Genomic DNA, 24,454 nt, shown 5'->3' with positions numbered 1-24,454 from the left:
CGCGTCGAGCCTAGTCGGGGCGCGCGCCCGGCTAGCGTGGGAGGGTGAGCCCCCGACGTCTGCCAGCCGAGGTGTACTGGCGCCGGCGTTTCCTCGTCCTGGCCGGTGTCCTGGCTCTCGCGTGGGGCACGATCACGCTGTGGCCGGCAGGGGGCGAGTCCGAGGCCCCCGCCCCCCGTGCCAGCGCCACCGCCCCTGCGTCACAGGAGCCGACCCCGGCCGCGCAGGAGGAGGAGACCGGGACCCCGGACGACACGACCGTCACGCTGGCGACGGGCGAGGAGGCCTGCGACCCGGAGTCGATTCGGATGTCGCCCCAGGTGCCGCCGGACCAGACGGTCGAGGCGACGGTGACCATCCAGCTCGTGATCTCCACGACGGCCAGCAAGCCCTGCACCTTCACGCCGAAGGCGGGCGACGTCGCCGCCCTCGTCGCCGTCGGCGACACGGCGGTCTGGGACTCCGAGGTGTGCACGACCGCCGCTCTCATCGATGATCCGGTGGCCCTCAGCCCGCGGTGGTCGACGGTCGCGACGGCGACATGGTCGGGCCGAGGCTCCGGACCGGTGTGCGCCAAGGACGAGGGGTGGGCCTCGCCGGGCAAGTACGCACTGCGCATCGGCACCCTCGGCGGCGAGCCCGGCAAGACCACCTTCCGGCTGGCCGAGAAGCCGGCCGAGAAGAAGCCGGAGCCGAAGGACGAGCCCGAAGGCGACGAGGAGCCCGAGCCCGAGGACACCGCGGACGACGCGTGAGCACCGGGTCCCTGATCCTTGTGAACGGCGCCTCGAGCGCTGGCAAGAGCATCCTGTGCCGCGCCGCCCAGTCGACACTGCCGCGGGCATTCCTGCACCACAGCCTCGACACCGTCTTCTTCGGCGACGCCCTCGCGCGGGATGCCTCGGGTCGCCCCCGCGACTGGTCGGTGCTGCGACCACGTGTGGTCGACGGCTTCATGCGTGGACTGCGGGGCTTCCTGGACGCCGGTGTCGATGTCCTGTGCGACTACATCGTCGAGGACACGGCCGGGCGTGACCGCCTGGTGGACGTCCTCGACGGCGCGGACGTCTTCTGGGTTGGGTTGCACGTCCCGCTGCCGGAACTGCAACGACGCGAGCGGGCTCGTGGTGACCGCCGCGTCGGCGATGCGCGACAGGACCTGGCCACGGTGCACACGTTCCTGCGCTATGACCTGGAGCTTGACGGCACGCAGAGCCCCGAGGAGAACGCTCAGAGGCTCCTCGCGGCGTGGAGTCGACGTCAGACGTAGCGCTCGAGGATGCTCGACTCGGCCAGGCGCGACAGACCTTCCCGGACTCCACGGGCGCGCAGCTCTCCGACGCCGTCCACGGCCTGCAGGTCGTCGACGCTGGCTCCGAGCAGCTTCTGCAGCGTGCCGAAGTGCGTGATGATGCGCTCGACGACCGTGCCGGGAAGGCGCGGGATCCGTGAGAGCAGACGGTAGCCGCGGGGGGCCAGTGGGCTGTCCAGGGAGGTGTCCGCCCCGATACGCATCGCCTGGGCCATGACCCCGAGCTCCACCAGCGCGGAGGAGTCGATGGCCGCCAGGTCGGCCAGCAGCGACTCCACCGTCCGGCGGCGCCGTCCTCCGGGCATGTAGTCGCGGACGAGCAGCTCCCGGTCGGAGTCCACGCCGCCGATCAGCTCCTCCAGCTGCAGGGCGAGCAGCCGTCCGTCCGTGCCCAGCTCGAGGACGTAGGTCTCGATCTCGGCCGCGATCCGGCTGACCATCTCCAGGCGCTGGGCCACCGCCGCGACGTCTCGGACGGTCACGAGGTCCTCGATCTCCAGCGCCGAGAGCGCCTCGGTGACCTCGTCGAGGCGGTGTCGGTAGCGCTCGAGCGTCGCGATGGCCTGGTTGGCCCGGCCGATGATCGCGCCGGCGTCCTCCATGACGTGACGGTGCTCATCGAGGTAGAGCGCGATGATGTGCATCGACGCCGAGACCGAGATGACCGGCAGCCCCGTCTGGCGGGCGACGCGATCGGCCGTGCGGTGCCGGGTGCCCGTCTCCTCGGTACGGATGGTCGGGTCCGGCATCAGGTGGACACCGGCCCGCAGGATCCGCTCGATGCCCGCGTCGACGATGATCGCCCCGTCCATCTTGGCGAGCTCCCGCAGGCCGGTGGCGGTGAACGGCACGTCCAGCACGAAGCCGCCGGAGGAGATGGAGTCCACGAGGGAGTCCTGACCGACGACGATCAGTGCACCGGTGCGGCCGCGAAGGATCCGTTCCAGGCCCTCGCGCAGGTCGGTGCCGGGGGCGACGGTCGCCAGCGTCGAGCGCAGGTCGTTCTTGGCTGCCATGGCGACAGTCTAGGGGCGCGGGATCGAGGGCACGTCCGTCAACGGTTGCTGCTCGCGAGCCCATGCAGGGCGCGTACCGCCGCTCCCACGTCGCCGACCTCGCAGACCTGCATCGACGCAGGGGTCTGGCCCACCTCGGACCGGGCGGGGACGATGGCGTGGGTGACGCCCAGCCGCGCTGCTTCACGGAGCCGGTCGGCGAGGTGCCGCACGGGGCGCACCTCACCCGCCAGCCCGACCTCCCCCAGGACCACGAGCCCCGCGGGCACGGCGCGGTCGGAGTGTGCCGTGGCTGCCGCGACGAGGACGGCGAGGTCGAGGGCGGGCTCGACCAGGCGCGCCCCGCCGACGGAGGCGGAGTAGACGTCGTGCTTGGAGAAGTCCATCGAGCAGTGCTTGGTGAGGACGGCGAGGATCATCGCGACGCGGGCGGCGTCCAGGCCGCTGGACGTCCGCCGGGGGGACGGCGCGTTGGTGCCGACGGCGAGGGCCTGGACCTCGGCCAGGAGGGGGCGACGGCCCTCCATCGTCACCGTGAGGCACGTCCCCGCGACGGGGGACTCGTGCCGGGAGACGAACAGGCCGGTGGGGTCGGGCACCTCCACGAGTCCGGCATCGGCGAGGTCGAAGCAGCCGATCTCGTCGACCGGTCCGAAGCGGTTCTTGGCCGCGCGCAGCAGCCTCAGCCGCGAGGTGCGATCACCCTCGAACTGCAGCACGACGTCGACGAGGTGCTCCAGCACACGGGGTCCGGCGACCGAGCCGTCCTTGGTCACGTGCCCGACGAGCAGCGTGGCGATGTTGGCGCTCTTGGCCCGCTGGATGACCGCCGAGGCGACCTCACGCACCTGCGTGACACCCCCGGGGACGCCCTCGACGTCGGCCGAGCCGATCGTCTGCACGGAGTCGACCACCAGCAGGCTCGGCTCGACCTGCTCCACGTGCGTGAGCAGGGCGCCGAGGTCGGTCTCGGCGGCCAGGTAGAGGTCCTCGTGCACGGCGTTGGTGCGCTCGGCCCGCAGTCGCACCTGGGCTGCGGACTCCTCGCCGGAGACGTAGAGCGTGCGACGTCCCTGCCTGGCCCACTGGGCGGCGAGCTCCAGCAGCAGCGTCGACTTGCCGACGCCCGGCTCGCCCGCCAGCAGCAGCACGCCACCGGGGACGACCCCGCCACCGAGGACGCGATCGAGCTCGCCGATGCCCGAGGGCACCGACGCGGCGTCGGTGACGGTGACCTCGGTGATCGGCAGCGCCCTGGTGCTGACCGGCGCCGCGGCGGTGCGGCCGGTGGAGCGGTCGGCGGCCTTGACGTCGACGGTGCCCCAGGCCTGGCACTCCCCGCAGCGACCGACCCACTTGGAGGTGGTCCAGCCGCACTCCGCGCACGCGTAGACGGGGCGGGCGGCCTTGGTCTTCGCGGACATGGCCCCAGCCTAGGTGTCGGGGCCGACACGCCGGCCTGCTGCCACGATGGGTCCATGGACGAGGTCGGACGCACGCGACGAAGGGTCGGCCTGGTGGCCACGCTGCTGCTGGGCGCCGGGCTCGGTTACGACCTCGCCTGGCACGTCGTGCAGGGTGAGCTGCAGACCCCGCTCCTGATGGTCGCGTCAGTCGCCGCAGCCGCCGCTGCGGTGGTGGCCGTGGCGTCGCACCGGGCTCCCGGCCCCCGCCGGGACCTGAGGGCGTGCCTGGTGGTGTGCGTGGCGGCGCTCGCGCTGCTGGCGGCCGGTGGGCTGCTCGGGGCGGCGGGCCAGGCCCTCACCAGCGCCATGATGGACACCGACCCCGAGCGTGGCCTCCCGTGGGTCGAGCTGGCCCTCCTGGCCCTGGGCATCGTCGCGATCGGCGGCGCGTGGCCGAGACGGTCCGAGGGAACACCCGACCCGTCCGGTCCGCTGCCCGACTGAGTGGTCAGATGGTGATCTCGCCCTCGGGGGTGCGGAAGGTCACCGCCATGACGCCCGGCTGCGCGTGGGGGGCGACCCACTCCACCGTGATCTGCTCCAAGGCGTCCACGGCGGTCTCGCCGAGCCAGTCCGAGAGACGCTGCGGCGAGCCGGCCATCTGCAGGGCGACGAGGCTGATGTCGGACTCGGCCATCTGCGACGGGTGCTCGGCGGCATCGATGTCCCAGCAGGTGACGTAGGGCAGCTGGGGGTCCACCTTCATGCTGCTGGTGCCGATCTGGCGCCACTGCAGGTTGAAGCCGTCGGGACGCCGACGATTGCCGGGGACGGCGTGTCGGCCGATGCGGTGCTCGACCTCGGACATGTCCTCGACCGACACGCACCAGGCCATCCAGCCGCCGCCCGCCTCCGAGCGCTGGCGCACGACCTGACCGAACGCCGCCTTGTCGGCGGCTGGGTGGTCCAGCACCTCCACGACCTCGAGGTACTGGCGGTTCTGCAACGGGAGGATCATGTTGCGCGTGCCGAAGCGCGGGTGGGCCCCACCGTCGAGGAACGGTGCACCGAGAAGCTTCTCGAGGTCGTCGGTCGTGGCCGTGAGGCCGGCCGGCCCGGCAGCGAAGGAGAGGTGGTCGAGGTGCATACGCCATTCTTGCCAGACGCCGATGCGCGGCAGTCCCCGGGGGTCGGTTCCGACGCGCCGCACGAGTGACGTGCTCATGGGGCGCTCGCCGGGTGGGTGTTGGGGGCACCGGCGTCCAGGTGCGCCTCGCACTGACGCTCCAGCTCGGCGTAGCCGGCCTCGCCCATGAGCGCGACGAGCTCGGCGCGGTTGGTCAGGTACAGGGGCTCGGGTGCCACGTGCGCCTCGGTGTTGGACGAGCAGTACCAGTCGAGGTCCGCGCCACCCGGGCCCCAGCCGGCCCGTGTGTACTCGCCGATCTGAACCTCCTGGTAGCTGGTCCCGTCGCCGCGCTCGACGTCGCGGAACTGTCGACGCAGCGGCAGCTGCCAGCACACGTCGGGCTTGAGGGTCAGCGGCTCGACTCCCTCGGCGAGGGCGAGGCCGTGCAGCGCGCACCCGTACCCGCCGGCGAACCCGCGGGAGTTGTGGAAGATGCAGGCGCCGTCGACGGCGCGCGTCTTGAGCTCGTCGTCATCGTCGGTCTCGGTCCAGCCCTCGTCCCCGGTGCCCTCGTCATGGCGTTCCCAGCGCTCCGGGGTGAGCCGCTCGACGGCGGCCGCCACGCGCTCGTGGTCGTCGTCGTCGGCGAAGTGCGCACCCAGCGTGCAGCACCCCGCGTCCGGGCTGGAGGCGTAGATGCCCGGGCACCCGGCGCCGAAGATGCACGTCCAGCGCGACGTCAGCCACGTGAGGTCGCAGCGGAAGACCTCTCCCTCGTCGTCGGGATTGACGAACTCCACCCATGAGCGAGGGAACCCGAGGTCGATCTCTGGCATCTGACCACTGTAGGACGGCGGGCTCGGCCACCCGTGGGAGGATGGCGGCATGCGCATGGGCGTCCTCGACATCGGGTCGAACACCGGGCACCTCCTGATCGTCGATGCCTACCGCGGCGGTCCGCCGATGCCGGCGGCCTCCTTCAAGGAGCCGCTGAGGCTGGCCGAGCACCTCGACGCCGACCAGCGGGTCACCGACGACGGCATCGCCCGCCTGGTCAAGTACGTCGTCCAGGCCAAGGAAGAGGCCGAGGAGCGCGGATGCTCCCGGGTCGTCGCCTTCGCCACGTCCGCCGTGCGCGACGCCGTCAACGCCGACGCGGTGCTGAGGGCGGTGCGTGAGGCGAGTGACGTCGACGTCCAGGTGCTGCCGGGGGAGGACGAGGCACGGCTGACCTTCCTCGCGGTGCGTCGCTGGTTCGGCTGGTCCTCGGGCCGGCTCGGCGTGCTGGACATCGGCGGCGGGTCCCTGGAGCTTGCCGTCGGCCCGGACGAGCACCCGGAGGTGGCGCGGTCCGTGCCGCTGGGCGCAGGCCGACTGACCCGCGAGTGGCTGGACGCCGGACGCCCGCACGACGAGCTGCGCAAGCACGTCCGGACGGTGCTGGCCGAGGACGCCGGGGCCGTCCTGCGCGGCGGTGCCTTCGACCACGCGGTGGCCACGAGCAAGACCTTCCGCTCGCTCGCGCGGATGGGCGGGGCGGCGCCCTCGAACGAGGGGCGCTTCGTGAAGCGGGTCCTGCGGCGCAAGGACCTCGTGCCACTCATCGCCGAGCTCAGGCACCTCGACCTCGATGACATCGCCAGGCTGCCCGGGGTCTCCGCCGACCGGGCGCACCAGATGGTCGCGGGAGCGATCGTGGCCGAGGCGGCGATGGACCTGTTCGACCTGTCCGAGCTGGAGATCTGTCCGTGGGCGCTGCGCGAGGGCGTGCTCCTGCAGCAGCTGGACGCCCTCCCGACCGATGATGGATGAACCGCAGCGCAGCCAGCTGCGCATCGCGCTCTCGACGTCGTCGGTCTACCCCGGCACGACGGCGAGCGGCTTCGAGGCCGCCTCCCGGTTGGGCTATGAGGGCGTGGAGGTCATGGTCGGCATCGACGAGGTCAGCATCGACCCCGCTGCCTGCCGGTCGCTCTCGGAGTTCCACGAGATCCCGATCGTGTCCGTGCACGCTCCGACGCTGCTGCTGACGCAGCGGGTGTGGGGGACCGACCCCTGGGGAAAGCTGCATCGCAGCGCGGAGATGGCCGACGACGTGGGCGCCGACGTGGTCGTCGTCCACCCGCCGTTCCGGTGGCAGCGCGACTACGCGCGGGGCTTCGTGGAGGGCATCGCCGACCTGGAGCGTCAGCACGACGTCGTCTTCGCGGTGGAGAACATGTACCCCTGGCGCACCGGCAAGCGGGAGTTCCACGCCTACCTGCCCGACTGGAACCCGGTCGACGAGGACTACGCCCACGTGACGCTGGATCTCTCGCACAGCGCGACGGCCGGTGACGACCCGGTCCAGATGGCACGCGAGCTCGGGGACCGCCTCGCGCACGTGCACATCGCCGACTCGATGGGCTCACCCAAGGACGAGCACATGGTGCCGGGGCGCGGGTCGCAGCCGTGCGCGGAGTTCCTGCGGCTCGTCGCGGACTCCCCCTACTCCGGCGACGTGGTGGTGGAGATCAACACCCGCCGGGCAGCCGACCAGTCGGCCCGGGAGACCGACATCCTGGAGGCGCTCGCCTTCACGCGCCTGCACACGTCCCGCTGACCCGGTCCTCGAGACCGGCCGTCACGGACCACCGGCGCTGACTCCCGCGCCGCCTCGCCCGAGCCGGCCCGCGATCACGCCTCCGGCCACGATCTGCATCTGGTGGTACAGCATGAGCGGCAGGACCAGCAGCGCGACGTCGCTTCCGGAGAACAGCACCGTGGCCATCGGGAGCCCACTCGCGAGGCTCTTGCTGGAGCCGCAGAAGAGCATCGCGACCCGGTCGCCCCGAGACAGCCGGAGCACCCGCCCGACGCCCAGGATCCAGCCGACGACAGCGACGTAGAGCGCCACGCACACCACCGTCACGACCAGGGCGTCGACGAGCGAGACGGAGTCCCAGACGTCGGCCTGGGCGCCCTCGCTGAACGCGACGTAGACGACGAGGACGATGCTGGAGCGGTCGAAGCGCCGCAGGCGGACGTCGTGCCGCTCGACCCACGCGCCGACGAGCGGCCGCACGAGCTGGCCCAGCACGAAGGGGGCGAGCAGCTGCAGCACGATCCGCAGGACCGCCCCGGCGTCGACCCGGGCCTCGGCGGTCATCAGCAGGGCTACGAGTGCCGGGGTCAGGAAGACGCCGACCAGGTTGGACAGCGAGGCGCTCACGATGGCCGCCGCGGTGGTGCCACCGGCGATGCGCGTGTAGACGACGCAGCCCTGGATGGTCGACGGCACGGCGCACACCAGCAGCACGCCGGCCGCGAGGCCGGGGGTGAGGACCGAGGCCGGCAGCAGGCCGGTGAGCAGCCCGAGGGCCGGGAAGACCGCGAACGTCGTCAGCAGGATCACCAGCTGCAGGCGCCAGTTCCGCAGCCCGGCCACGGTCTCGGCCGTGGAGAGCCGGGCCCCGTAGAGGAAGAACAGCAGCCCGATGGCGATCGCCATCACCACGCGCAGCGCCTCGAACGCCGTCCCGGTGGCCGGCAGGAACGTGGCCACGACCGCTGCGAGCAGCAGGATGACGATGAACGGGTCGGGCCTCAGACGCACCCGCCGACCCTAGGCGCCCGGTCCGAGCGATGACTCCCCGGACTCCTCAGCAGGCCACCGGAAGGCTCGTCCACAGGTCGGTCTCGTGTCTTTGGTGGGTGTCGGTGGTGGGTTCTATGATGGGAACATCTACTCGATAGAAGATGTTGGAGGCAGAGCCCGATGGCCGCACCCCTGCTGGAGCAGCAGCCCGTCACCGCTGGTGACGCGGTCGCGACGCTCGCGCGGGTGCATGCGCTGCTGGACTCGGTCGGCGTCGGCGGGTTCGTCGGGTTGTCCGGGGGGCGTCAGCGCGAGGCGGCGGCGTCGTTGGCCCGGCTCGAGGCCCGGGTGGTGGCGTTGAAGCTCTCGGCTGTCGCGGCGGTGGAGTCCTCGGGTGAGGCGCGCCGTGAAGGCGCTTCCTCGACCGGCTCCTTGATCGCTGGTGACTTCGGTGGCGATCGTCGTGGTGCTGATGCGACGGTCAAGCAGGCCAAGCGGATCACCACGACCCCTCAGACCCACCAGGCGATGGCCAAAGGTCAACTGTCCGCTCGTCAGGTGAAGGCGATCGGCCGGGCCCTGGACCAGCTCCCGAAGACCGTCACCGCCGCCCAGCGTGAGGCGTGTGAGACGCAGCTCGTCGAGGACGCACCCCGGATGGACCTGAAGCTGTTCGAGCGTCACGCCGACCGGGTCGTGGGCCACTTCCTCACCACCACCGATAGCGAGACCGACTCCGATGAGTCCGACCTGGATGCTGCGGAGAACGACCTGGTCGCGGCGCGGGAGAAGCGAGCCTGGGACAACGCCGAGTTCTGGATGGGGTCGGCCGTGGACGGGCTGGTCAAAGGCGGATTCACCATCCCCGAAGCCCAAGCCGCCCAGCTCCGCGTGGCGATGGACGCCCTGTGCGCACCACAGGTGGAGATCACCGGACCCTCCAGCCTGTCCCGCAGGACCGGCGAGGTGCTCCTGGACGAGCGACCGAGCTACCGGACGCGTCAGGGCTGGGCCTTCACCTACCTGTGCGAGCTCCTGCCCACCGAGAAGCTCCCCGAGACCAACAACCTCGGCCCCATCCTGACCATCAACCTCGACCACCAGAGCCTGCTCGAACAACTCAAGGTGGCGACCCTCTCCACCGGAGAACGTGTCTCCGCCGGCCAGGCCCGGCGCATGGCCTGTGAACACCGGCTCCTGCCCGCGGTCCTCGGCGGTGAGTCGCTCCCACTGGACCTGGGACGCGATCGACGACTGTTCACGCTGCATCAGCGCCAAGGCCTCGCCCTGCGCGACCGCGGATGTGTGTTTCCCGGATGTGATCGACCACCCGGCTGGTGCGTCGCCCACCACGCCAGACGCACCTGGGCCGACGGTGGAGGCACCGACCTTCAGGACGGCGTCCTGCTCTGTCCCCACCACCACCGCATCCTGCACGCCGACGGCTGGGACATCACCTTCAACACTCGCGGACACCCCGCCCTCGTCCCGCCACCCACGCTCGACCCCCGACGCCGACCTCGCCTGCACGACCGCTTCAGACACCAGAGCTGACACCCCGGGGAGAGCTCTGCCCGAGCGCGCCTCGTCCGCGCTGCATGGGGCCGCCCAGGTTCGCGTGGACGTTAGGCTGGCTGCCATGTCGCTGCGCATCGCTGTCCTGGGGGGTGGCGTGATGGGCGAGACCCTGTTGTCGGCCATCCGCTCCGCCGGTCACGACGACGTCGTGGTCGCTGAGAAGTTCCCCGAGCGGGCCCGAGAGCTCCGCGAGAAACACGGGGTCGAGGTCCTGGACTCCGCCGCCGCGGTCGTGGGCGCCGACGTCGTCCTGGTGGTGGTCAAGCCGCAGGACGTCGCCTCGGTGCTCGCGGAGGTCGCCGGGTCTCTCGAGCCGTCGGCCGTGGTGGTCTCGCTCGCGGCCGGCGTCCGCACGGACACCATCGAGGCCGCAGTCCCGGACGGCGTCGCGGTCGTCCGCGCGATGCCCAACACCCCGGCCGTGGTCGGGGAGGGCATGTTCGGGGTCTCCGCCGGGGCCGCGTGTCCCGCAGCGCAGCTCGACGTCGTGGTCGATCTGCTCTCCACCGGCGGCGAGGTCGTCGTCGTGCCCGAGGGGCAGCAGGATGCCCTCACGGCAGTGTCCGGGTCCGGGCCCGCCTACGTCTTCTACCTCGCCGAGGCGATGATCACCGGCGGCGTCGAGGCCGGTCTGGACGAGGCCACCGCCCGAGCCCTGGCGACCCAGACGCTCGTCGGGGCGGCCAAGCTCCTCGCGACCTCCGAGGACACGCCCGCCGAGCTGCGGCGCAGGGTCACCTCGCCGAACGGCACGACGGCAGCCGCCATCGAGACCTTCGACGAGAGAGGCGTCGGTGCAGGCGTGGCAGCAGGCGTCCGCGCCGCCGCACGACGTTCGGCGGAGCTCTCCGGTTCCTGACTGCGGGTGCGTGAGCCCCGCCACGCCGGTGACCGTAGGCTGACGCTCATGCCCGAGAGAGCGTGCCTGGTCTTCGACGACCGGCTCACCGCCTACAACTTCGGCCAGACCCACCCGATGGCGCCCGTGCGGGTCGAGCTGACGATGGCACTGGCCCGTGGCCTGGGTGTCCTGGACCACCTGGACGTCGTCGGCGCCGATCCGTGCACCGACGAGGAGCTGCTCGCCGTGCACACGTCCGGCTACGTCGAGCGGGTGCGCAAGCTCTCCAGCCACCCCACCCACGCCGACCCGTCGATCGGTCTGGGCACCGAGGACAACCCGGTCTTCGCCGGCATGCACGAGGCCTCCACGCTCATCGCGGGCGCGACCGTCGAGGCCGCGCGTCGTGTCTGGACCGGGGAGAACCGTCGAGCCGTCAACATCGCCGGTGGCCTGCACCACGCCATGCCCGGCCAGGCCAGCGGGTTCTGCATCTACAACGACATCGGTGTCGCCATCGCCTGGCTCCTCGCGAACGGTGCCCAGAAGGTCGCCTACGTCGACGTCGACGCCCACCACGGCGATGGCGTTCAGCAGATGTTCTACGACGACCCGCGCGTCCTGACCATCTCGGTGCACGAAGGTCCGCAGTCGTTGTTCCCGGGCACGGGCTGGTCCACAGAGACGGGTGGGCCGGGAGCCGAGGGGTCGGCCGTCAACGTCGCCCTGCCCCCGGGCACCTCCGACGCGGGCTGGCTGCGCGCCTTCCACGCCGTCGTGCCGCAGGTGCTGCGCGAGTTCCAGCCCGACGTGCTCATCACCCAGCACGGCTGCGACTCCCACATGGACGATCCGCTGACCAACCTCATGCTCAGCGTTGATGGCCAGCTGGCGACGTACAAGGCTCTGCGCGACCTCGCCGAGGAGGTGGCCGGTGGACGGTGGGTGGTCACCGGTGGTGGCGGCTACGCCGTCACGGACGTGGTGCCGCGTGCCTGGACGCACCTGCTCGCTGTCGTGGCCGACGTCGACGTTGATCCTGCGACGGCGACGCCCGACGACTGGCGCGCCGAGGTGCACCGACTGCGCGGGACGGACCCCCCGCACCGCATGGGCGACGGCCGCTCGGCCGGTTACCGACCCTGGGAGCTCGGCTTCGACCCCGCCAGCTGGCTGGACCGATCGATCCAGGCCGCCCGGGTGGAGTGCTTCCCGTCGTGGGGCATCGACCCCACACTCTGAGCCACGAGGTCCGCTGGCCCCGCGCCCGTGCGGCCGGGTGAACCCCAGGCGTCCGTTGGGTGGGCAAAACCTATCCCTCGTGCCCCACGAGGCACTAGGGTCAACACCAAGCACGCGCGTTCACTCCCCGGTGGGGAAGCCGGGGAGCGCGCGTGCCCTTGAGGAAGCAGGTGTGCGCATGGCAGCGGGAGCGACGTTCCTGACCGTGGCTGAGGTGGCCGCGCAGATGCGGGTGTCGAAGATGACCGTGTATCGACTCGTCCACGCCGGCGAGCTCGAGGCCATCCGTGTCGGTCGCAGCTTCAGGGTCCCGGAGGGGGCCGTCGAGAGGTACCTCGAGAAGTCGTTCTTCGAGGCCGGCTGACCGACGGCGTGGCCCAGCCCGCTAGGCTGGGACTTCTGTCGTACAACGCACTGCAAAGGGTCTCCTGTGGGTTCAGTCATCAAGAAGCGTCGCAAGCGGATGTCGAAGAAGAAGCACCGCAAGATGCTCAAGCGCACGCGGGTCCAGCGCCGCAAGCTCGGCAAGTAGGCCCATGGGCCGGGTCGTCCTCGTCACGGGTGTCGCCGGCTCGTTCGCCGCGCGTTTCTCCAGGCATCTCGCCGAGCGCGGCGAAGCCCTCGGGATCAGCCGCGTCGTCGGCATCGACCTGAGACCTCCCGAAGGGGACCTCGGTGGGGTCAAGTTCGTGCGCGCCGACATTCGCACGCCCGTCATTGCCAAGGTGATGGCCGTCGAGGACGTCGACACGGTGGTGCACCTCGACGTCGCCCCGCCCGCCCGAGAGCGTGCGGGGACCAAGGAGCGCAACGTCATCGGGACGATGCAGCTCCTCGCGGCGTGCCAGCGCTCCAGCATCGTGACCAAGCTCGTCGTCGGATCCTCGGCGGCCGTGTACGGGTCGTCGCCGCGTGACCCGGCGATGTTCACGGAGTCGCTGTCGTCTCGAGGTGGGACGCGCAGCGGCTTTCCCAAGGACGTGGTCGAGGTCGAGTCCTACGTCCGGGGCTTCTCCCGCCGCCGTCCTGACGTCCTGATCACCACGGTTCGTGCCGCCCAGGTGCTGCACCCCGACATCGAGACGCCATTGCGCGACTACTTCCAGAACCCGCTGCTGCCCATGGCCTTCGGCTTCGACCCTCGGCTCCAGTTCTGTCACCTCGACGATGCCCTGGCCGTGCTCACCGAGTCCGTCACCCACGATCGTCCCGGCACGTTCAACCTCGCCGGGGACGGCGTGGTCCTGCTGTCGCAGGCCGCGCGGCGCCTCGCCAAGCCGATGTTGCCCCTGCCGTCGCTCGGCTTCGCCTCGGCAGCGGCTCGGGTGACCCGGGTCATGGGCGGCGACCTCTCCCCGGACCTGCACCGTCTGCTCACCTACGGTCGCGTCCTGGACACCACGGCGCTGCGGGACATCTTCGGGTACGACCCCCAGCACACCACCGAGGACACCTTCGAGGAGTACCGCCGCCGCGTGCGGCCGGGCATCCTCTCAGGGATCGGGGCCACGGCATGAGCGATGATCGCCGCACGATCGGCTCCACCGGCGAGGCCGGCCGCGGCAGCCGGGGCTCGTCCCCGTCGTCGACGTCCCGCTCGTTGGTCTCGGGGGCGGCAGCCAAGAAGGCGCCGCCCAAGAAGGCTGCACCGCGCAAGAAGACCGAGACGGGAACCGCGACGCCCAAGAAGTCCACCGGCGCCTCGACGGCAGGAGCGAAGAAGAAGTCGACGGCGACCAAGAAGCGAGCGAGCCCCGGATCGGCTTCGACCACGAGAACCGCAGCCGGCGCTGGTCCGCGCCTGCGGGCCGTCACGGACGACGACGCGACTGCCGCCGCTGCCGCGGCCGCCGAGGAGGCGGCCCGCGAGACCCGGACCGCCGGCTCGGCATCGATGCCGGGCATCCCGGTGGAGGAGCTGCTGCAGGCCTTCCTCGGTGCCGCCCAGCGAGTGCTGGGCTCGGACTGGGAGGACCGGCTCGCCACGCTCCTGTCCTCGCTGCGTCACCGCATCGCCGGAGACTACGACGTGGACGAGTTCGGGTTCGACCCGCAGATCACCGAGATCCTCACCGGCGCCGTCGAGCCGCTCGCCGAGAGCTGGTTCCGGCTGGAGGTGCGCGGCGCGGAGAACATCCCGTCCGAGGGCGGGGCGCTGCTGGTGGCCAACCACTCCGGGACCGTGCCGATCGACGGCATCGTCACCGGGTACGCCGTCAAGAAGTACAGCGGCCGGGACCTGCGACCCCTGGGTGCCGACCTGGTCTTCGCGCTGCCGTTCATCGGCCAGATGGCCCGCAAGGTCGGCGCGACACTGGCGTGCACCGAGGACGCCGAACGGCTCCTGGCGACCGGCGAGATCGCCGGTGTGTGGCCCGAGGGCTTCAAGGGCATCGGGAAGCCGTTCGCGGAGCGCTACAAGCTCCAGCGCTTCGGCCGTGGCGGATTCGTCTCGTCCGCGATGCGCGCCCAGGTCCCCATCGTCCCGGTCTCGATCGTCGGGGCCGAGGAGATCTACCCGCTCATCGGCAACGTGCCCTCCCTCGCGCGCCTGCTCGGGGTGCCGTACCTGCCGATCACGCCGTTCTTCCCGCTGCTCGGCCCGCTGGGTCTCATCCCCCTGCCGAGCAAGTGGATCATCGAGTTCGGTGAACCGATCCGCACCGATGCCTACGCGCCGGAGCAGGCTGACGACCCGATGCTGTTGTTCAACGTCACCGACCAGGTGCGAGAGACGATCCAGCAGACGCTGTACGCGCTCCTCGTCGACCGGGGCAATGCCTTCTTCTGACCGGGCCTACTTCTGAGCGGGCCCGCGCTGCTGCTACCGGCCGCCGCCGAGCAGGCCGCCGAGCAGGCCCGGGACCAGGCCCTCCTGGTCGTCGTCGCCGAGCAGGCCGCCGATCAGGGGATCGGTGACGTCGCGCAGGCGCGTCGGTGCTTGCGTGGGGGCGGGGCTCGGCGCGGGGCTGCGCGTCGCCGACCCGGTCGGGCGCGGGGTGGCGCGCTCAGGGGTGGTCGCGGGGGGCTGTGAGGACGAGCGCTCGTCGCGGGAGGCACTCTGCTCATCGGAGGCGGGCCGCTCGGGCTCGGGCTCGGTGGACTCAGCGGCTGCCGCGACGGACCGCACCAGGTCATCGACGTTCGCCTCGTCGCACGAGCCACACAGGCGGGTCGACTCCAGGGCCATCGCGCTGATCGCCTCGGCGGCCGACTCCCATGCCGCCCTGGCGTCGGACGGCAGGGCGTCGGAGCTGAACCCGGACAGGGTCCGGGTCGCCTTGGTGGCGAAGTCGCTGACGAGGTCGATGGACTGCGGGTCCCCGGAACGGGCGTACTCGTCGAACATCGCGACCGAGCCGTCCCGAGCCTGCTGGGTGAACGTGTCCAGGACACCGGCCAGCTGGTCGTCCGACGGCGCATCCTTCGCGACGACCTCGGCCTCCCGGAGCCGCTCGGTGGCTCGATCGAGCTGGTAGGCACCGCGCTCGTTGCCGTCGTCCTTCATGGCGAGCTGGACGCTCTCCACGCTCGTCTTGACGGGGTAGAGCATCTCGCCGGGCAGCGCCTGCGCACTGGTGGAGACGAGGGAGACCGTGCCGGCGGTGGCCAGGGCAGCGGCGGTCAGGCCGGCGAGGCGGCGCCGGGCAGGGTGACGCTGCGGCACGACGCGGACGTCCTGGGAGGGCGCCGGGTCGCGCCAGGCGGCCGGGTTGGGGATGAGGACGGTCTCGGCCTCGGCCATGACTCGCTCGCGCAGCGACACGAGGAACTCCGGCGACGGCTGGGCCGACGATCCGAGGCACAGCTGTTCAGCGGTCTGCACGAGGTCGGCCACCTCGCCGTGCGCGGGCAGGCCACGCTCCCACGCCTCGTGGAAGGCGTGGGCGTCGTCGCGACGTCGGCGGATCATGGGGTCTTCCTCTCAGGACTTCTACCGAGGTCAACGACCGGTGAGAGGTTCTGGTTACGGCTGCCGTCGCAGCGTTCTTGGTTCATCGCAGGTCCGCGGGAATCTTCTTGGCGAGGTTGCGCACCGCGCGAAGCTGGAGCTGCTTGATGGCGCCTTCGCTGCGGCCCAGGGCGGCAGCGGTCTGGGCGATGCTCAGGCCCTGGATGAAGCGCATCAGGATGCAGTCTCGCTGCTCCGGGGGCAGGGACCCGACGCTCTCGAACAAGATCTCGTTGGTGAGCAGCTCCAGGACCCCGTCCTCGGGGCCGTCCTCGGTGCTTCGTCCCTCGGGGATCTCGTCGGAGACGATCTCCAGCCGGGAGCGGCTGGACTTGAAGTGGTCGACCACGAGGTTGCGGGCGATCGTCGTGAGCCAGGCGCCGAAGTCCTTGCCTTGCCAGTTGAAGCGCTGGACGGCGCGCAGGCCGCGCACGAACGTCTCGCTCGTGAGGTCCTCGGCGAGGTGGGCTGAGCCGACTCGGTAGTAGATGAACCGGTAGATGCCACTGACGTAGTGGTCGTAGAGCTGGCCGAAGGCCTCGGTGTCGCCCTCGCGGGCGAGGTCCACGAGTGCCTGGATGCGCAGCGTGTCGGGGTCGCCACCGGCGTCGGGTGGGGCGGAGCCGGGCCCAACGGAGTCAGTGCCACGCGACGGGCCGGTCGTCGTGAGGGCCATCGCGAGGACGGCGTCGTCGGGAGTCATCAGCGCGTGGTGCAGCGCCGCGCGCAGTGCTCCCGTGTTGATCGTCATTGCTCCCCTCACACGATCGTGAGGATCGTATCCCTGCGGAGCCCCTGCTGTCAGCCGTTCGGTCAGGTCCGCAGAGCGGACGAGGTCAGCGTGCGCGCCGTGAGGCAGCGCGGGCGAGCTGCCACGCCCCGACCGCCAGGACACCGGTCGCGGCCGCCTTCGTGCCGGCGACGGCGACCTTGCGGCCGGTCCGGTAGTCGCGGATCTGCCAGCCGTTCGCCTTCGCGTGGGCGAGCAGCCGGGCATCGGGGTTGACCGCGCACGGGTGCCCGACGAGGGAGAGCATCGGCAGGTCGTTGCTGGAGTCGGAGTAGGCCGAGCAGCGGGCGAGGTCCAGGCCCTCTCGCTCGGCGATGGCGCGAACGGCGACGGCCTTGCCCTCGCCGTGCAGCATCTCGCCGACGAGCTCACCGGTGTAGACACCGTCGACGTGCTCGGCAACGGTGCCGAGGGCACCGGTCAGGCCCAATCGCCGGGCGATGACGCTGGCGACCTCGACGGGCGCCGCCGTGATCAGCCACACGCGCTCGCCGCGGTCGAGGTGCTGCTGCGCGATCGCGCGCGTCCCGGGCCAGATGCGCCCGGCCATCTGCTCGTCGAAGATCTCCTCGCCGATCTCCTGCAGCTCGCTCACGCGGTGCCCGGCGATGAAGGCGAGGGCCGACGAGCGAGCCTTGGCGATGTGCTCGGGGTCCTCCACACCGGCCACACGGAAGTACATCTGCTGCCAGGCGGCCCGCATGATGTCGGAGGTGGTGAAGAACTCCCGACGGTGCAGGCCCCGGGCGAAGTGGAAGATGGAGGCGCCCTGCATCAGGGTGTTGTCGACGTCGAAGAAGGCCGCGGCGAGGGGGTCCGGTCGGGGCGCCAGAGCGTGCTCGACCTCCGCGGTGGCCGCGGCCGCCTGGCCCGCGAGCACCGAGCGAGATCGCAGGTTCCGCGTCGAGGAGCCGACGCGTTCGCTCGTCATGGTCCGAGACTAGCCGCTGCCCGGAGTCCACTGCCTGTGGTTGACTCGTGAGGGTGACGAACGTGAGCGACGTGCTGAGCCGGACGGCCCGGGAACGCCCGGACGCCGTGGCTCTCGTGGAGCACCGCGACGCCCGACGTGAGCTCACGTGGTCCGAGCTCGACGAGGCCGTCGACGCCGTCGCACGCGGCCTGACCGGCCGGGGCTTGCGGGCCGGGCACCGGGTGGCGCTGGTGATGGTGAACCGGATCGATCTCGCCATCGCCTACTTCGGGGTCCTGCGTGGAGGCATGGTCGCGGTGCCGGTCAATCCTCGCGCCACCTCCACCGAGGTCGGACGGATGCTCGCTGACGCCGGAGTCCGGCTCGTGCTGTGCGACGAGACGGGCGCCGACGCGGTGCGCTCCGCCGCCGCGGCCGACTCCGGCCCGATCGTGCAGGTCGTGGTCGACGGCACTGCGCCCGAGGCCGGCGAGACCGCCTTCGGGTCCTTCCTGGCCGAGGCCGCCACGAGCGCGCCGATCGCTCCCCCGGACCCCGAGGCGCGAGCCGTCATCCTTTACACCTCCGGGACCAGTGGCACGCCGCGCGGGGCGGTGCTCACCCACCGGGCGTTGCTGGGCAACATCGAGCAGACTGCCGCGATCCACCCCGCGCCGCTGCAGGCAGACGACGTGGTCCTCGGCCTGCTGCCGCTGTTCCACGTCTACGGCCTGAACGCTGTGCTGGGTCAGGCGGTGCGCCAGGGAGCCCGTCTGGTGCTGGTGGACGGGTTCCACCCCGAGTCGCTGCTGCGCCTGGTTGCCCAGGAGGGCATCACCAACGTCCCGATCGCACCGCCGGTGGTCGCGGCGTGGGCCGGGCGTGACGACCTGCGGGAGGCGCTCGCCGGCGTACGACGCGTCATCTCCGGTGCGTCGGCCCTGGACCCCGACCTCGCCCGGACCTTCTGGGAGTCCTCTGGGCACCACGTCGAGCAGGGCTACGGGCAGACCGAGACCGCGCCGGTCATCTCCTTCAGCCTCGTCGGGATGGCCGACCGTGCCCCCGACGAGGGACCACGGGCGGGAACAGTGGGGCGCCCGCTGCCGGGGGTGGAGATCCGCATCGTCGAGAACGGCGCGCGGGACACTGCCGTCGGGGACCCGGGGGAGATCTGGGTGCGCGGCGACAACGTCTTCTCCGGCTACTGGCCGGACGGGGCCGACGGCCCGCGCGACGACGGCTGGTACCCCACGGGAGACGTCGGCTACGTCGACGACGCCGGGGAGCTCGTGCTCGTGGACCGGCTCCGAGAGCTCGTGATCGTCTCGGGGTTCAACGTCTACCCTTCCGAGGTCGAGGAGGTCCTCGCCGGGCTCGACGTCGTGGTGGAGGTAGGCGTGGTCGGCGTCCCGGACGAGCGCACCGGCGAGGCCGTCGTGGCGTTCGTGGTGGCGGCCGAGGGCGCCTCGGACGACGACGTGCGGAGCCGGGCCCTCGAGCACGCCACGTCCCGGTTGGCCCGCTTCAAGCAGCCCAGTCGCATCGTCGTCGTGCACGACCTGCCGTACTCGGCCACGGGCAAGGTCGCCAAGGGTCGGTTGCGTGCCTTGGCGCGCAGCGACGCTCTCGGACTCGGCGCCACCGGAGACACGTGAGGGCTCCCGCATGATCGGACGGCGTCGCCCTCGCGTCCCGCACGCGCAGGACGCGCGGGTCGTCCTGTACACGCGGCCCGGCTGCCACCTGTGCGAGGAGGCCGAGACCATCGTCGCCGCCGTGTGCGCCGAGTCCGGCGACCCGTGGACGACGGTGGACATCTCCGGCTCCGCGGAGCTGGTCGAGGCCTTCACCGACCAGGTCCCCGTGACCTTCGTCGACGGCCGGCAGCACGACTTCTGGCGGGTCGACCCGGCGCGTCTGCGCGAGGCCCTCGAACCCTGATCGGCGCTGCGCTCTACCACGGGACCTGTGAGATGTCGCACCCGGCCCGGGTCTCGATTTTGTTAACCCGTTCACAAACTCGTAAACTGACGTGTCGCCGCGACTGTCCACCAGGGACCCATCCTGTTGCGGCGTGATGGAGCACCGTGACCTTTCTGAGCACCGACCCGCCCGGCAACGGGCAGGCCGTCCGTGGCGTCCCCGATGCCACCGTCGCCCGCCTGCCCGTGTACCTGCGGGCTCTTGGCGCGCTCGCCGACGCCGGGACCACGACGTGCTCGTCCGGGGAGCTCGCCGCCGCGGCCGGCGTGAACTCCGCCAAGCTGCGCAAGGACCTCTCGTACCTGGGGTCCTACGGCACGCGGGGGGTCGGCTACGACGTGGAGCTGCTGCGCTACCACATCGCCCGTGAGCTGGGCCAGACCCAGAGCTGGGACGTCGTGATCGTCGGTGCCGGACACCTCGGCTCGGCGTTGTCGACCTACCAGGGCTTCGGCTCGCGCGGCATCAACGTCACGGCGGTGGTCGACACCGATCCCCAGCGGATCGGTACCGAGCTGGCCGGGGTGCGGGTCGAGCCCTTCACGGCGCTCGGCCGCGTGGTCGGTGAGCACGACATCTCCATCGCCGTCGTCGCCACTCCGGGTGAGGCGGCCCAGGAGGCGGCGGACGCGCTCGTCGCTGCTGGCGTCACCAGCATCCTGAACTTCGCCCCGGCCGTCCTGCAGGTCCCCGAGCACGTCCAGGTCCGCAAGGTCGACCTGTCGATCGAGCTGCAGATCCTGGCCTACCACGAGCAGCGCAAGGGCGTGGCCGACGACGGCCACACTGATGAGGAGGTCGCAGGATGAGCATTCTGGTCGTGGGCATGTCCCACCACAGCGCCCCCATCGAGCTGCTCGAGCGCGCCTCGCTCGACACCGAGGCCGCGGTCAAGCTCTCGCACCGCGCCCTGGAGACGGACGCCGTCTCCGAGGCCGCCGTCATCTCCACCTGCAACCGCGTCGAGGTGTACGTCGAGGCCGAGCGCTTCCACGGGGCGGTCGAGGACGTCACTCTGCTGCTCGGCGAGCACGCGGGCCTGGACCGCGAGGTGCTGGCCAGGAACGCCTACGTCCATTACGACGACTCGGCGGTCGCCCACCTGTTCGCGGTGGCTGCGGGCCTGGACTCGATGATCCTCGGTGAGAGCCAGATCCTGGGGCAGGTGCGTGCCGCGCTGCACACCGGTCAGGCCGAGTCCACCGTCGGGTCCTCGCTCAACGCCCTCTTCCAGCAGGCGCTGCGCATCGGCAAGCGTGGCCATGCCGAGACCGGCATCGACCGCCTGGCGCCCTCCACCGTCACCGCCGGCCTCGACGCCGCGGGAGCCGTCATCGGCGACCCGACGTCTCGCTACCTCGTGGCTGGTGCAGGCACGATGGCGAACCTCGCGGTGCGCACGCTGGTGGAGCGGGGTGTCGCCCCGCACCGCATCATGGTGGCCAACCGCACGTTCCAGCGCGCCTATGAGCTCGTCGCCGCCTTCGGCGTGAGCGCGGTCCGTTGGGAGTCGCTCGACGTGGAGCTCGCCGCCGCCGACGTCGTCATCAGCTGCACCGGCGCCGCGGGCTACGTCTTCGACGCCGAGCGGATCGCCCGTGCCGCGACCGGCGGACGTGAGATGGTCCTGATCGACCTCGCCCTGCCGCGCGACGTCGCCCCCGAGGTCGCCGAGCTCGTGGGCGTCACCCTCGTCGACCTCGTGGTCCTGGCCGGTCGGTCGGAGAACGCCGAGCTCGCCGGTGACGTCGAGCAGGTTCGCGGCATCGTCGACGACGAGGTCCGCAGCTTCCTCGCCGCCAAGTCCGCTTCCCAGGTGACCCCCACCGTCGTCGCGCTGCGCGGCATGGCCACCGAGATCGTCGAGGCGGAGACCGCGCGCCTCTCCTCGCGCCTCTCCGGGCTGGACGAGACCCAGGTGGCCGAGGTCCGCCATGCGCTCAAGCGGGTCGCCGACAAGCTCATCCACGCCCCGACCGTGCGCGTCCAGCAGCTCATGGATGCTCCCGGCAACCTGACCTACGCCGACGCGCTCTCCGACCTCTTCGCCCTCGACCCGGCCGCCGTCGACGCCGTGACCCGGGTGGGGAGGGAGAAGGCGTGACGTCACCCCTGCGGCTCGGCACGCGTGCCAGCGCCCTCGCCACCACCCAGTCCGGGCACGTGGCCGAGCGCCTCACCGAGCTCACCGGCACCCCGGTCGAGCTGGTGACCGTCAGCACCGAGGGCGATCGTGACCAGACCTCCGCCCTGCGGGACATCGGCGGGACCGGTGTCTTCGTGGCTGCTCTGCGAGAGGCCGTCGTCGACGGCACCGTCGACTTCGCCGTCCACTCGCTCAAGGACCTGCCCACCGCCCAGGACCCGCGCCTGGCCCTCGCGGCCATCGCACAGCGGGAGGACGCGCGCGACGCCCTCGTGGCCCGTGACGGGCTGACGCTCGGCGAGCTCCCTCCCGGGTCGCGCGTCGGCACCGGTTCCCCGCGGCGTGAGGCGCAGATCAACGCGCTCGGCCTCGGTCTGGAGATCGTCGGTGTCCGTGGCAACGTCGACACCCGCCTGGGCAAGGTCGCCAGCGGTGAGCTCGACGCCGTCGTGCTGGCTCGTGCCGGCCTGCTCCGGCTGGGCCGCGCCGATGAGACCACCGAGACCCTGGACCCCATCCAGGTCCTCCCCGCTCCCGGTCAGGGAGCCCTCGCCTGTGAGTGCCGTGTCGACGACGACGCGACCGCTCGCCTGCTCGCCGTGCTCGACGACCCGGACACCCGGGCCGCCGTGACCGCTGAGCGCAGCCTGCTCGCCACCCTCGAGGCAGGCTGCAGTGCGCCCGTCGGAGCCCTCGCCGACGTCGTCTGGGGAGACGACGGCGACGAGATCTGGCTGCGCGCCGTGGTCGGAGACCCCTCCGGCTCGCCCACCATCCGCCTGTCCGCGTCAGGCTCGCTCGATGAGCCCGCCGCGATCGGGGAACGTCTCGCTGCCGAGATGCTCGCCGAGGGCGCCGCCGACCTCGTGGGACTTCCACGGGCCGAGAGCGCCTCATGACCCCACGGCAGAACAGGAAGAAGAGCACCACTGTGAGCACCACCACCGCGACCCGTGAGACTCCCGCCGCAACCAGCACGAAGCCGAAGAAGGCCCTGGGCCACGTCAGCTTCGTGGGTGCCGGCCCGGGAGATGCGAGTCTGCTGACAGTCAGGGCGGCTGAGCTGCTGGCCCAGGCCGACGTCGTCATCGTCGAGCAGCCCGAGCAGGCTGCCCTCGTCACCACCGAGGCCGAGATCGTCGACGGCTTCGGGGAGGACGGCTCCGCCTTGACGCACGCCGCACTCGGTCGGCTCGTGGTCCGCCACGCCAAGACCGGGGCGCACGTCGTCCGACTGGTCTCCGGGGACCCGTTCACGTACGCCACCGCCCCGGAGGAGGCCGCCGCCTGCTCCAAGGCCGGCATCGGCTTCGAGATCGTCCCGGGCATCTCCTCGGTCAACGCCGTCCCGGCCTACGCCGGCGTCCCGCTGACCAACAAGACCAACCACCAGTTCCGGGTCGTCAGCGTGGGGGAGTCCACGATCAGCTGGCCCGACTATGCCGGCGACGACACGCTCGTGCTGCTCTCGGCCGTCGGGCGCATCGGGGAGGTCTCGGCCGGGCTGGTCGAGGCCGGCCGGTCGCCGCAGACGCCCGTGGCGATGACCCGGGTGGGCACCACCACCGAGCAGTCCACCGTCGTCTCGACGCTCGGCTCGATCGCCGACGACGCCCGGGCCGCGGCCATGGCCTCCCCGGCCATCACGGTCGTCGGCGACGTGGTCGAGATGCGCGACACGCTCTCGTGGTTCGAGACGAAGCCGCTCTACGGCTGGCGCATCCTCGTCCCGCGCACCAAGGAGCAGTCGGCCGGCCTGGCGGCCCGTCTGCGCTCCTACGGCGCGCTCTCGGAGGAGGTCCCCACGATCTCGGTGGAGCCGCCCCGCAACCCTCAGCAGATGGACAAGGCCGTCCGCGGTCTCGTCGAGGGGCGCTATGAGTGGGTGGCCTTCACGAGCGTCAACGCCGTGCGCGCCGTCCGGGAGAAGTTCGAGGAGTACGGCCTGGACGCCCGGGCCTTCTCCGGCCTGAAGATCGCAGCCGTCGGCGACAAGACCGCCGAGGCCATCGCGACCTGGGGCATCAAGGCCGACCTGCTGCCCAGCGGCGAGCAGTCGGCGCGGGGGCTGCTGGACGACTGGCCGCCCTACGACGAGGTGCTCGACCCGATCAACCGGGTCTTCCTGCCCCGGGCCGACATCGCCACGGAGACGCTCGTGGCCGGTCTGCTCGAGCTGGGCTGGGAGGTCGACGACGTCACGGCCTACCGCACCGTCCGTGCCGCCCCGCCGCCGGCGCCGACGCGCGAGGCGATCAAGAGCGGCAAGTTCGACTCCGTGCTGTTCACCTCGAGCTCCACCGTGCGCAACCTCGTCGGCATCGCGGGCAAGCCGCACACCTCGACGATCATCGCGTGCATCGGGCCGGCCACGGCCAAGACGGCCGAGGAGCACGGGCTGCGGGTCGACGTCCTCGCCGACCAGCCGTCGGTGGAGGTCCTCGCCGACGCCCTGGCGGAGTTCGGGGCTGCTCGCCGGCTGGCGTTCCTGGAGGCCGGGGAGCCGGTCACCAAGCCGTCCTACAAGCGGCCCTCCTCGCGCCGCAAAGCCTGACACCCCGACACC

26 protein-coding genes are annotated in these 24,454 nt (G+C 71.5%); 18 read left to right on the top strand and 8 right to left on the bottom strand.

The features are described 5' to 3' along the window. Positions 1–44: 44 nt before the first annotated feature. Positions 45–755: a hypothetical protein gene (locus ACHAAC_RS11435; RefSeq protein ID WP_435716353.1), complete on the top strand. Its 711-nt coding sequence runs from the start codon at positions 45–47 to the stop codon at positions 753–755. Beyond that, on the top strand, positions 752–1,270 hold the full coding sequence (locus tag ACHAAC_RS11430; RefSeq protein WP_435716352.1) for a phosphotransferase-like protein: 519 nt from the start codon (positions 752–754) through the stop codon (positions 1,268–1,270). Before ACHAAC_RS11435 ends, ACHAAC_RS11430 begins: the two co-directional genes overlap by 4 nt. Here ACHAAC_RS11430 and disA read toward each other — a convergent pair. Beyond that, positions 1,261–2,328, bottom strand: a complete 1,068-nt coding sequence (gene disA / locus ACHAAC_RS11425; RefSeq protein WP_435716351.1) for a DNA integrity scanning diadenylate cyclase DisA — start codon at positions 2,326–2,328, stop codon at positions 1,261–1,263. The two genes, ACHAAC_RS11430 and disA, sit on opposite strands and share 10 nt — an antisense overlap. A 38-nt stretch (positions 2,329–2,366) precedes the next feature. Further along, positions 2,367–3,752 carry a DNA repair protein RadA gene (gene radA, locus ACHAAC_RS11420; protein ID WP_435716350.1) on the bottom strand — a complete coding sequence of 462 codons (1,386 nt, stop codon included), beginning with the start codon at positions 3,750–3,752 and terminating at the stop codon, positions 2,367–2,369. A gap of 54 nt (positions 3,753–3,806) precedes the next feature. Between radA and ACHAAC_RS11415 the strand changes: the two genes are divergently transcribed. After that, on the top strand, positions 3,807–4,238 hold the full coding sequence (locus ACHAAC_RS11415) for a hypothetical protein (RefSeq protein WP_435716349.1): 432 nt from the start codon (positions 3,807–3,809) through the stop codon (positions 4,236–4,238). Between the two features lie 4 nt (positions 4,239–4,242). Here the strand turns inward: ACHAAC_RS11415 and ACHAAC_RS11410 are convergent, their stop codons facing one another. Both ACHAAC_RS11410 and ACHAAC_RS11405 read right to left on the bottom strand, forming a co-directional pair. Beyond that, positions 4,243–4,881, bottom strand: coding sequence for a VOC family protein (locus ACHAAC_RS11410; RefSeq protein ID WP_435716406.1), 639 nt, complete (start codon positions 4,879–4,881; stop codon positions 4,243–4,245). Between the two features lie 74 nt (positions 4,882–4,955). Next, positions 4,956–5,699 carry a hypothetical protein gene (locus ACHAAC_RS11405; RefSeq protein ID WP_435716348.1) on the bottom strand — a complete coding sequence of 248 codons (744 nt, stop codon included), beginning with the start codon at positions 5,697–5,699 and terminating at the stop codon, positions 4,956–4,958. Between the two features lie 49 nt (positions 5,700–5,748). On the opposite strand from ACHAAC_RS11405, the gene ACHAAC_RS11400 reads away from it, so the two are divergent. Next, on the top strand, positions 5,749–6,675 hold the full coding sequence (locus ACHAAC_RS11400; RefSeq protein WP_435716347.1) for a Ppx/GppA phosphatase family protein: 927 nt from the start codon (positions 5,749–5,751) through the stop codon (positions 6,673–6,675). After that, positions 6,665–7,465: a sugar phosphate isomerase/epimerase family protein gene (locus ACHAAC_RS11395; RefSeq protein WP_435716346.1), complete on the top strand. Its 801-nt coding sequence runs from the start codon at positions 6,665–6,667 to the stop codon at positions 7,463–7,465. The genes ACHAAC_RS11400 and ACHAAC_RS11395 overlap by 11 nt, the downstream gene beginning before the upstream one ends. A gap of 21 nt (positions 7,466–7,486) precedes the next feature. Here the strand turns inward: ACHAAC_RS11395 and ACHAAC_RS11390 are convergent, their stop codons facing one another. Beyond that, on the bottom strand, positions 7,487–8,458 hold the full coding sequence (locus tag ACHAAC_RS11390; protein ID WP_435716345.1) for a bile acid:sodium symporter family protein: 972 nt from the start codon (positions 8,456–8,458) through the stop codon (positions 7,487–7,489). A gap of 162 nt (positions 8,459–8,620) precedes the next feature. Here ACHAAC_RS11390 and ACHAAC_RS11385 point away from each other — a divergent pair, with 162 nt between their 5' ends. From ACHAAC_RS11385 to ACHAAC_RS11355, 7 genes are all read left to right on the top strand, one after another. Continuing rightward, complete coding sequence (locus ACHAAC_RS11385; protein WP_435716344.1) at positions 8,621–9,994, top strand: DUF222 domain-containing protein; 1,374 nt, start codon at positions 8,621–8,623, stop codon at positions 9,992–9,994. Between the two features lie 85 nt (positions 9,995–10,079). After that, complete coding sequence (gene proC / locus ACHAAC_RS11380; RefSeq protein WP_435716343.1) at positions 10,080–10,877, top strand: pyrroline-5-carboxylate reductase; 798 nt, start codon at positions 10,080–10,082, stop codon at positions 10,875–10,877. Positions 10,878–10,925: 48 nt separating this feature from the next. After that, positions 10,926–12,101 carry an acetoin utilization protein AcuC gene (locus tag ACHAAC_RS11375; RefSeq protein ID WP_435716342.1) on the top strand — a complete coding sequence of 392 codons (1,176 nt, stop codon included), beginning with the start codon at positions 10,926–10,928 and terminating at the stop codon, positions 12,099–12,101. Between the two features lie 178 nt (positions 12,102–12,279). Beyond that, positions 12,280–12,465: a helix-turn-helix domain-containing protein gene (locus ACHAAC_RS11370; RefSeq protein ID WP_435716341.1), complete on the top strand. Its 186-nt coding sequence runs from the start codon at positions 12,280–12,282 to the stop codon at positions 12,463–12,465. 66 nt (positions 12,466–12,531) lie between these two features. Further along, positions 12,532–12,633 (top strand): 30S ribosomal protein bS22, encoded by a 102-nt coding sequence (locus ACHAAC_RS11365; RefSeq protein WP_012359487.1) that lies wholly within the window; start codon positions 12,532–12,534, stop codon positions 12,631–12,633. 4 nt (positions 12,634–12,637) lie between these two features. Then, a complete protein-coding gene (locus ACHAAC_RS11360; RefSeq protein ID WP_435716340.1) occupies positions 12,638–13,618 on the top strand; it encodes an NAD-dependent epimerase/dehydratase family protein in 981 nt (326 codons plus the stop codon). After that, a complete protein-coding gene (locus ACHAAC_RS11355; protein WP_435716339.1) occupies positions 13,615–14,892 on the top strand; it encodes a lysophospholipid acyltransferase family protein in 1,278 nt (425 codons plus the stop codon). Before ACHAAC_RS11360 ends, ACHAAC_RS11355 begins: the two co-directional genes overlap by 4 nt. Positions 14,893–14,925: 33 nt before the next feature. On the opposite strand, the gene ACHAAC_RS11350 is transcribed toward ACHAAC_RS11355, so the two are convergent. From ACHAAC_RS11350 to ACHAAC_RS11340, 3 genes are all read right to left on the bottom strand, one after another. After that, positions 14,926–16,014: a DUF5667 domain-containing protein gene (locus ACHAAC_RS11350; protein ID WP_435716338.1), complete on the bottom strand. Its 1,089-nt coding sequence runs from the start codon at positions 16,012–16,014 to the stop codon at positions 14,926–14,928. A gap of 82 nt (positions 16,015–16,096) precedes the next feature. Then, positions 16,097–16,804 (bottom strand): sigma-70 family RNA polymerase sigma factor, encoded by a 708-nt coding sequence (locus tag ACHAAC_RS11345; RefSeq protein ID WP_435716337.1) that lies wholly within the window; start codon positions 16,802–16,804, stop codon positions 16,097–16,099. Between the two features lie 85 nt (positions 16,805–16,889). Next, entirely contained in the window at positions 16,890–17,774 is an 885-nt protein-coding gene (locus ACHAAC_RS11340) for an HAD family hydrolase (RefSeq protein ID WP_435716336.1), read from the bottom strand. Between the two features lie 62 nt (positions 17,775–17,836). On the opposite strand from ACHAAC_RS11340, the gene ACHAAC_RS11335 reads away from it, so the two are divergent. The 6 genes from ACHAAC_RS11335 to ACHAAC_RS11310 all read left to right on the top strand — a co-directional run bounded on the left by ACHAAC_RS11335 (position 17,837) and on the right by ACHAAC_RS11310 (position 24,442). After that, positions 17,837–19,414, top strand: coding sequence for a class I adenylate-forming enzyme family protein (locus tag ACHAAC_RS11335; RefSeq protein ID WP_435716335.1), 1,578 nt, complete (start codon positions 17,837–17,839; stop codon positions 19,412–19,414). 10 nt (positions 19,415–19,424) lie between these two features. After that, positions 19,425–19,700 (top strand): glutaredoxin family protein, encoded by a 276-nt coding sequence (locus ACHAAC_RS11330; protein WP_435716334.1) that lies wholly within the window; start codon positions 19,425–19,427, stop codon positions 19,698–19,700. A gap of 146 nt (positions 19,701–19,846) precedes the next feature. Next, positions 19,847–20,551 carry a redox-sensing transcriptional repressor Rex gene (locus ACHAAC_RS11325; RefSeq protein WP_435716333.1) on the top strand — a complete coding sequence of 235 codons (705 nt, stop codon included), beginning with the start codon at positions 19,847–19,849 and terminating at the stop codon, positions 20,549–20,551. After that, entirely contained in the window at positions 20,548–21,846 is a 1,299-nt protein-coding gene (locus ACHAAC_RS11320; protein ID WP_435716332.1) for a glutamyl-tRNA reductase, read from the top strand. Before ACHAAC_RS11325 ends, ACHAAC_RS11320 begins: the two co-directional genes overlap by 4 nt. Further along, positions 21,843–22,787 carry a hydroxymethylbilane synthase gene (hemC, locus tag ACHAAC_RS11315; RefSeq protein ID WP_435716331.1) on the top strand — a complete coding sequence of 315 codons (945 nt, stop codon included), beginning with the start codon at positions 21,843–21,845 and terminating at the stop codon, positions 22,785–22,787. Before ACHAAC_RS11320 ends, hemC begins: the two co-directional genes overlap by 4 nt. Further along, a complete protein-coding gene (locus ACHAAC_RS11310; protein WP_435716330.1) occupies positions 22,784–24,442 on the top strand; it encodes a uroporphyrinogen-III synthase in 1,659 nt (552 codons plus the stop codon). The genes hemC and ACHAAC_RS11310 overlap by 4 nt, the downstream gene beginning before the upstream one ends. Positions 24,443–24,454: the final 12 nt, after the last annotated feature.

Origin of the sequence: Aeromicrobium sp. CF4.19 (genome assembly GCF_051262555.1) — a bacterium.
Lineage (GTDB): Bacteria > Actinomycetota > Actinomycetes > Propionibacteriales > Nocardioidaceae > Aeromicrobium.
Note: the sequence above shows the minus strand (reverse complement) of the source record. Positions and strands in the feature narration are given on the sequence as shown.